The 7,325-nt window shown below is 73.9% G+C and carries 10 protein-coding genes; all 10 read right to left on the bottom strand.

The window, feature by feature from the left end; all coding sequences use genetic code 11:
* A partial coding sequence (locus EBN88_RS27145; protein WP_147472867.1) for a histone-like nucleoid-structuring protein Lsr2 occupies positions 1 to 232 on the bottom strand: 232 nt, incomplete at its 3' end.
* Between the two features lie 160 nt (positions 233 to 392).
* Positions 393 to 911, bottom strand: a complete 519-nt coding sequence (locus EBN88_RS27150) for an amino-acid N-acetyltransferase (RefSeq protein ID WP_122399690.1) — start codon at positions 909 to 911, stop codon at positions 393 to 395.
* Positions 912 to 921: 10 nt separating this feature from the next.
* Entirely contained in the window at positions 922 to 1,332 is a 411-nt protein-coding gene (locus tag EBN88_RS27155) for a BlaI/MecI/CopY family transcriptional regulator (protein ID WP_122399696.1), read from the bottom strand.
* A 75-nt stretch (positions 1,333 to 1,407) separates the two neighbouring features.
* Entirely contained in the window at positions 1,408 to 1,608 is a 201-nt protein-coding gene (locus EBN88_RS27160) for a hypothetical protein (RefSeq protein ID WP_122399691.1), read from the bottom strand.
* A gap of 67 nt (positions 1,609 to 1,675) precedes the next feature.
* Positions 1,676 to 1,906, bottom strand: coding sequence for a hypothetical protein (locus EBN88_RS27165; RefSeq protein WP_122399692.1), 231 nt, complete (start codon positions 1,904 to 1,906; stop codon positions 1,676 to 1,678).
* A 92-nt stretch (positions 1,907 to 1,998) separates the two neighbouring features.
* Complete coding sequence (locus tag EBN88_RS27170; protein WP_122399693.1) at positions 1,999 to 2,796, bottom strand: type III pantothenate kinase; 798 nt, start codon at positions 2,794 to 2,796, stop codon at positions 1,999 to 2,001.
* Between the two features lie 2 nt (positions 2,797 to 2,798).
* Entirely contained in the window at positions 2,799 to 3,830 is a 1,032-nt protein-coding gene (gene nadC, locus EBN88_RS27175) for a carboxylating nicotinate-nucleotide diphosphorylase (protein WP_122399697.1), read from the bottom strand.
* A gap of 64 nt (positions 3,831 to 3,894) precedes the next feature.
* On the bottom strand, positions 3,895 to 5,598 hold the full coding sequence (locus EBN88_RS27180) for an L-aspartate oxidase (RefSeq protein ID WP_122399694.1): 1,704 nt from the start codon (positions 5,596 to 5,598) through the stop codon (positions 3,895 to 3,897).
* Positions 5,595 to 6,458: a pantoate--beta-alanine ligase gene (panC, locus tag EBN88_RS27185; RefSeq protein WP_122399695.1), complete on the bottom strand. Its 864-nt coding sequence runs from the start codon at positions 6,456 to 6,458 to the stop codon at positions 5,595 to 5,597. The genes EBN88_RS27180 and panC overlap by 4 nt, the downstream gene beginning before the upstream one ends.
* The coding region (locus tag EBN88_RS27190) for a Rossmann-like and DUF2520 domain-containing protein (RefSeq protein ID WP_122399698.1) at positions 6,455 to 7,325 on the bottom strand (871 nt) is incomplete at its 5' end. The genes EBN88_RS27190 and panC, both read right to left, overlap by 4 nt.

A 7,325-nucleotide genomic window follows, 5' to 3' on the forward strand; every position in this document is an offset into this window, starting at 1 on the left:
CGCCGGCGGCCGCACCCGTCGCCGCGCCCCGGCCACGCCCGCGGGCGGCCCGGCCGCTGCCGGCCCGCCGCCCCGCCTTGACATAGGGGTCGAGGGCTTCGCGCAGCTTCTCGGCGTTTTCGGAGTTGAGGTCGATCTCGTAAGTCTTCCCGTCGAGCGCGAACGTAACTGTCTCGTCCGCCTCGCCCCCGCTGAGGTCATCGAGGAGAAGGACCTGAACCTTCTGTGCCACCGGGCTACTCCTCTTTCATAGTTCCGAATACCATTCTGGGTACTGCGGATGTAATCAAACCGCCATTGCCGGGAAAACACAAACCCCGGGCCGAGATTAGCCCGGCGACCCATAAGACAGGATGGGACGATTCGGACATAACCGTCGCTCGTCACATGAATCAGAGATGCAGCAGCATCCTGCTGTTACCCAATGTGTTGGGCTTCACCCGTTCCAGTCCCAGGAACTCGGCCACGCCCTCGTCATAGGAACGCAGCAGCTCGCTGTACACATCCCCGTCTACCGGGGTGTCACCGATCTCGACGAACCCGTGGCGGGCGAAGAACTCAACTTCGAAGGTGAGACAGAAAATTCGACGAACGCCCAGCCACCTGGCCGTGCCCAGCAGCTTCTCCAGCAGGCGGTGGCCGACGCCCCGCCCCCTCACCTCGGGGTCGACGGCGAGGGTGCGCACCTCGGCCAGGTCCTCCCACATCACGTGGAGCGCGCCGCACGCCACGACCGTGCCGTCCTCGTCCCGCTCGGCCACCCAGAACTCCTGAATGTCCTCGTAAAGGGTCACCGTGGCCTTGTCGAGCAGGATGCCCCGCCGGGCGTACGCGTCGATGAGCCGGCGCACGGTCGTGACATCCGTAGTCCTGGCGCGGCGGACGGTGACTTCCGTTGGGGTTTCCGACACAGCGGCGAGGTTATCGTTGCGGCGGCTCGTCTTCGTCTTCGGGGGCGGTGACTCGAACTCCCGGCACGTCCACCACCCGCAGGGCCCCGCGCAATGCCGCGGCCTGCTCGGGGGACATCATGCCGAAGAAAGCGACGAGAGCGGCCGCCGGGTTGTCGCTCTCCGACCACGCGTCATTCATCAATGCCGCCGAGTACGCAGCGCGAGTGGAGATCGCCTCATAGCGATAGGCGCGGCCCTCCTGGTCGCGGCGGACCCAGCCCTTCTGATGCAGGTTGTCCAGAACCGTCATCACCGTCGTATAGGCGATCGAACGGTCCTGGCGCAGATCTTCGAGAACTTCCCGCACCGTGACCGGACGGTTCCACTCCCACACGCGGGTCATCACCGCGTCTTCCAGGTCTCCCAAAGGCCGAGGCACAGGAAGCACAATAGTGCGCCGGGATAAAACGGGCGTTCCCGCGACCCGCCAGGCGCCCGTCGGGAGGGGCCCGGATCAGTCGGCGGAGCGCGCGGCCTCGCCTCGATCGGGCTGGGCGGGGCGGGAGTTGGGGTTGGCCGCCGCGAGCGCGGCGTCCACGGCGGCGTCCTCCTTGTACTTGTTGGCGCCGCCCTGGCTGCGGACGATGGTGACGATCAGAAAGGTGAAGGCCACGGCCATCACCGTGGGGGCGAAGAGCGCGGCGACGTAGTCCACGGGAATCGGCCTCCTTGGGAGCTGCTCGGGTGAGTCAGCCTACCGACCGCCCCGTGCCGGCTTCGCCTCACTCCTCCCCTTCGGCGCGCTCCCCGGCGCCGGACCCCGATCCGTCCCCGCCGTCCCCCTCGCCGCCCCCGGGCGGGGCCGGCGGCGGGGCGGCGCGTCTGCGGCGCGGCGGGAAGACCTCCGCCGGCGTGGGCACCGGGCGGCGGGCCGCCGGCCGCCGTGACTGCTGCTCACCGTTGTCGTCCCCGTCGCCGCCTGGGGTCGGGGAGGAAGCCTGAGACATAGCCATAAACCGACTTTAAGTACTAAACAGACAATCCCGGGTGATTCGTGGCGCGGGCGGCGTGTTCCCGGGCCCGGCGGCGGGCCCGGCGCCGGCGTTCAGAGACGGGAGACGTTCCGCTCGTAGACCATCCGCAGCCCGATCAGGGTCAGCCAGGGCTCGTGCTCGTCGATCACGGTGGACTCGCGCAGCACCATCGGGGCGACGCCGCCGGTGGCGATGACGGTGACGTCGTCCGGGTCGTCGGCCAGCTCCCGCGACATCCGCTCCACCATGCCGTCGACCTGGCCGGCGAAGCCGTAGAGGATGCCGGACTGCATGGACTCCACGGTGTTCTTGCCGATCACATGGCGCGGCCTGGCCAGCTCCACCTTGTGCAGCTGGGCGCCGCGCAGGCCGAGGGCCTCGACGGAGATCTCGATGCCGGGGGCGATGGCGCCGCCCGCGTACTCGCCGCGCGCGGAGACCGCGTCGTAGGTGGTGGCGGTGCCGAAGTCGACCACGATGCAGGGGCCGCCGTACAGCTCGACGGCGGCGACCGCGTTGATGATCCGGTCGGCGCCGACCTCCTTGGGGTTGTCGGTGAGGATCGGCACGCCGGTCTTGACGCCCGGCTCGACCAGCACGGCGGGGATGTCGCCGTAGTAGCGCCGGGTGACCTCGCGCAGCTCGTGGAGGACCGAGGGCACCGTCGAGCAGATGGCGATGCCGTCGATGCCGTCGCCCAGCTCCTCGCCGAGCAGCGGGTGCATCCCCATCAGGCCCTGGAGCAGCACGGCCAGTTCGTCGGCGGTGCGGCGGGCGTCCGTGGAGATGCGCCAGTGCTCGACGATCTCCTCGCCGTCGAAGAGGCCGAGCACGGTGTGGGTGTTGCCGACGTCGATGGTGAGCAGCATGGTCAGTCGCGCCCCTCGGCGGAGTCGGCCTCGCGCAGGTCGAGGCCGATGTCCAGGATCGGCGCCGAGTGGGTGAGCGCGCCGACCGCGAGATAGGTGACGCCGGTGGCCGCGTAGGCGGGCGCGTCGGCCAGGGTCAGCCGGCCGGAGGACTCCAACTCGGCCCGTCCGTCGACCAGTCGGACCGCCTCGGCGGTCTGCTCCGGGGTGAAATTGTCCAGGAGCAGCAGGTCGGCGCCCTCGGCGAGGACCGGCTCGATCTGGTCCAGGCGGTCCACCTCGACCTCCACGGGCACGCCGGGGAACTCGGCGCGCACCCGGCGGAACGCCTCGGCCACCCCGCCGGCGGCGATCACATGGTTGTCCTTGATCAGCGCGGCGTCGGAGAGCGACATCCGGTGGTTCACGCCGCCGCCGCAGCGCACCGCGTACTTCTCCAGGGCGCGCAGGCCAGGGGTGGTCTTGCGGGTGTCGCGCACCCGGGTCGACGTGCCGGCCAGGGCGTCGGCCCAGGCGCGGGTCGCGGTGGCGATGCCGGAGAGCCGGCACAGCAGGTTGAGCGCGGACCGTTCCCCGGTCAGCAGGTCCCTGGTGCGGGCGGTGACGGAGAGCAGCACCTGGCCCGGCTCGACCCGGTCGCCGTCGGCGACGTGCCGCTCCACCTCGAAGGCGTCGGAGCAGACCACCGAGAGCACCGCCTCGGCGATGTGCAGCCCGGCCACGGTGCCGGCCTGGCGGGCGGTGAAGTCGCCGGTGGAGACGGCGGTTTCGGGAACGGTGGCGACGGTGGTCAGGTCGACGCCGTTGTCCAGGTCCTCCTCGATGGCGAGGTGGGCGACGTCCTCCACCCCCACCGGGTCGAGGCCGCCGGCCGCGAGCAGCGCGGCGAGGTCGGGGTCGAGCCCGCACTCCAGCGGGTCGAGGGCCGGCGCCTCGCCGTCCGGGTGGCCGGCGCCGCAGCCGCAGCCCGCGCCGCAGCCACCGCCGACCGGCTCGTCCGACGCCGGACGGCTGCCGAGCGGCAGCAGGGTCAGCTCGACCGGTGGCGCCGGCGGTGTGCCTGGGGTACGGGGACTGCTGGTCACGGTGAAGGCTCTCCTAGGGGACGACCGGCCCGTCGGGGAACGCGGTCGATTCGGTGGTGTGAACGGCGAGGTGGTGCCCCTCCGCCGAGGCGCGCAGGGCGGCGATCTGGTGGCACCGGCCCCGGGCGTCGTTCCGCTCGGGGTGGTCGTCGCGCCAGTGGCAGCCGCGCGTCTCCGCCCGGGACTGGGCCACGGAGACCAGCACCCGGGCGACCAGACGCAGGTTAGCCGTCTCCCAGGTGTCCGCGCCCGGCTCGGCGGGCTTCCGGTCGTCGTCGCAGGTCAGCGCGTCCAGGGCGGCGGCGGCTCCGGCCAGGCTGGCGGCCGAGCGCAGCACGCCGGCGCCGGTCGTCATCAGCCGCTGGATGGTGAGGCGGGCCTCGGGCGGCAGCAGGCCGGGGCCGCCCGTGGCCGGCGGCGGGATGACGGGCTCGCCGGCGGCGGGGGCGTCGGCCACGACGGCCTCGGCGATCCGCTCGGCGAAGACCAGCCCTTCGAGGAGGGAGTTGGAGGCCAGCCGGTTGGCGCCGTGCACCCCGGTGCAGGCCGTCTCGCCGCAGGCGTAGAGCCCGGGCACGGTGGTGCGGCCGGCGAGGTCGGTGCGGACGCCGCCGGAGGCGTGGTGCGCGGCCGGGGCGACGGGGATCGGCTCGGTCACCGGGTCGATGCCGTGGGAACGACAGGTGGCCAGGATGGTCGGGAAGCGGCGCTCCCACATCGCGGCGCCGAAGTGGCGGGCGTCGAGGAACATGTGGTCGGTGCCCTGCTCGGCCATCCGGCGGGTGATGGCCTTGGCGACGACGTCGCGGGGCGCCAGCTCGGCCAGCTCGTGCGCGCCGAGCATGAAGCGGACCCCGGCCGCGTCCACCAGGTGGGCGCCCTCGCCGCGCACCGCCTCGGAGATCAGCGGCTGTTGGCCCTCGGCCTGGGGGCCGAGGAAGAGCGGGGTCGGGTGGAACTGGACGAACTCCAGGTCGGAGACCTCGGCGCCGGCGCGCAGCGCCAGCGCGACGCCGTCGCCTGTGGCGACGGCGGGGTTGGTGGTCGAGGAGTAGACCTGGCCCATGCCGCCGGTGGCGAGCACCACGGCGGGGGCGCGGACCGCGCCGACCCCGTCGTGCCGGCCCTCGCCCATGACATGCAGGGTGACGCCGGCGGCCCGCCCGTTCACGTCCTTCAACAGGTCGAGGGCGAGGGCGTTCTCCACGGTCTCGATGCCGGCGGAGCGCACGGCCGCCACCAGGGCGCGGGAGATCTCGGCGCCGGTGGCGTCGCCGCCGGCGTGCGCGATCCGGCGCCGGTGGTGGCCGCCCTCCCGGGTCAGCGAGAGACCGCCGTCCGGCGTGGTGTCGAAGGTGGCGCCCAGCGCGATCAGCCGCCGCACGGCGGCCGGGCCCTCGGTGACCAGGGTGCGCACGGCCCGTTCGTCGCACACGCCGGCGCCGGCGACCAGGGTGTCCGCCAGGTGCTGCTCGGGGCTGTCGCCCTCGCCGAGCGCGGCGGCGATGCCGCCCTGCGCCCAGCGCGTCGAGCCGTCGTCCAGCCGGGCCTTGGTGACGATCACGGTGCGCCGGCCGGCTGCGGCGCAGCGCAGCGCGGCCGTCAGCCCGGCGACGCCGGAGCCGACCACCACCACGTCCGCCTCGATCGCCCAGCCGGGCGCGGGCGCCGGCAGCGGGCCCGCCGTCCCGGCGGGCAGGGCGGTCAGGGCGCTCATGCCGGACCGCGCAGGGTCAGCCGGCGGTTGTCGATCAGCCGGGTGGTGCCGACGCGGGCGGCCACCGCGAGCAGCGCCTCGCCGGCGAAGTCGTCGGCGACCTCCAGCAGGTCGGCCGGGTCGAGCAGCGCCAGGTAGTCGAGTTCGAGCGGCGGGTCCTGGCCGGCCGCCGAGGCCAGCACGGCGCCGGCGGCGGCGCGGGCGCCGGCCGCGTCGGGGTGTTCGGCTGCGGCGGCCAGGGCGCGGGAGAGCGCCAGCGACGTGGTGCGCTCGGCCGGCGAGAGGTAGCGGTTGCGGCTGGAGCGGGCCAGCCCGTCGGGCTCGCGCACGGTGGGCACCGGCACGATCTCCACCGGGAAGTCCAGGTCGGCGACCATCCGCCGCACCAGCGCCAGCTGTTGGGCGTCCTTCTCGCCGAAGGTCGCGACGTCGGCGCGGGTGAGGTGGAGCAGCTTGGCGACGACGGTCAGCATCCCGTCGAAGTGGCCGGGCCGGTGGGCGCCTTCGAGGCGTTCGCCCAGCGGGCCGGCCGAGAGCGTCACCAGCGGGCGGCCGCCCGGGTACATCTCCTCGTCCGAGGGCGCGAACAGCAGGTCGGCGCCGGCCTCCTCGGCGACCTTGACGTCGGCCTCCAGGGTGCGCGGGTAGCGCTCGAAGTCCTCGCCCGCGCCGAACTGGAGCGGGTTCACATAGACCGTCACCACGATCTGGCCGGCGGGTCCGACGCGTTCCCTGGCCGCGCGGATGTTGGCCGCGTGGCCCTCGTGGAGCGCGCCCAGCGTCATCACGACGGCGCGCTCGGCGCCTCCCGGGGAGTGGGAGCGCAGCTCGGCGGCGGTGTGCGTCACGGTCACGGTCATCGTTCGGCTCCGTCCGTTCCTTGGCCGCCGCCCGGGCCGCCGCCGTCGTCGCCGGCGAGCACGTCGAGCAGGGCCTCGGCCGACTCCGGGCGGAGCAGGCCGTGGTCGAGGGCGCGGTCGGCGGTGGTGCGGGCCAGCGCCAGATAGCTGGCGAGGGCGCCGGGCGCGTGCGCCCGCAGCTCCGCCAGGTGCGCGGCCACGGTGCCCGCGTCGCCGCGCGCGACCGGGCCGGTCAGCGCCGCGTCGCCGGAGCGCAGCGCGTTGTCCAACGCGGCGCCCAGCAGCGGCCCCAGCATCCGGTCGGGCGCCGAGACGCCCAACTCCCGCAGCACGTCGAGCGACTGGGCGACCAGGGTGACCAGGTGGTTGGCGCCCATGGCCAGCGCGGCGTGGTAGAGCGGGCGGTCCCGCTCCTCGATCCACTCCGGCTCCCCGCCCATCTCGATGACCAGCGCCTCGGCGGCCGTCCGCAGCTCCGCCGGCGCGGTCACCCCGAACGAGCAGCCGGCGAGCCGCTGCACGTCGACGGTGCTGCCTGTGAAGGTCATCACCGGGTGCAGCGCCAGCGGCAGCGCCCCGGCGCGCAGCGCGGGCGCGAGCACGCCCACGCCGTGCCGGCCCGAGGTGTGCACCAGCAGCTGGCCCGGGCGCACGGCGCCGGTCTCGGCGAGCCCGGCGACCAGCGAGGGCAGCGCGTCGTCGGGCACGGTCAGCAGCACCAGGTCGGCCCTGGCCAGCACCTCGTCGGGGGTCAGCAGCGGAACGCCGGGCAGCAGCGCGGCGGCGCGGCGGCGCGAGGCGTCGGAGACGCCGGAGGCGGCCACCGGCCGGTGTCCGGCCAGCCGCAGCGCGGCGGCCAGCACCGGG

This window comes from Streptomyces triticirhizae (genome assembly GCF_003696235.1).
GTDB classification, from domain to species: domain Bacteria; phylum Actinomycetota; class Actinomycetes; order Streptomycetales; family Streptomycetaceae; genus Streptomyces; species Streptomyces triticirhizae.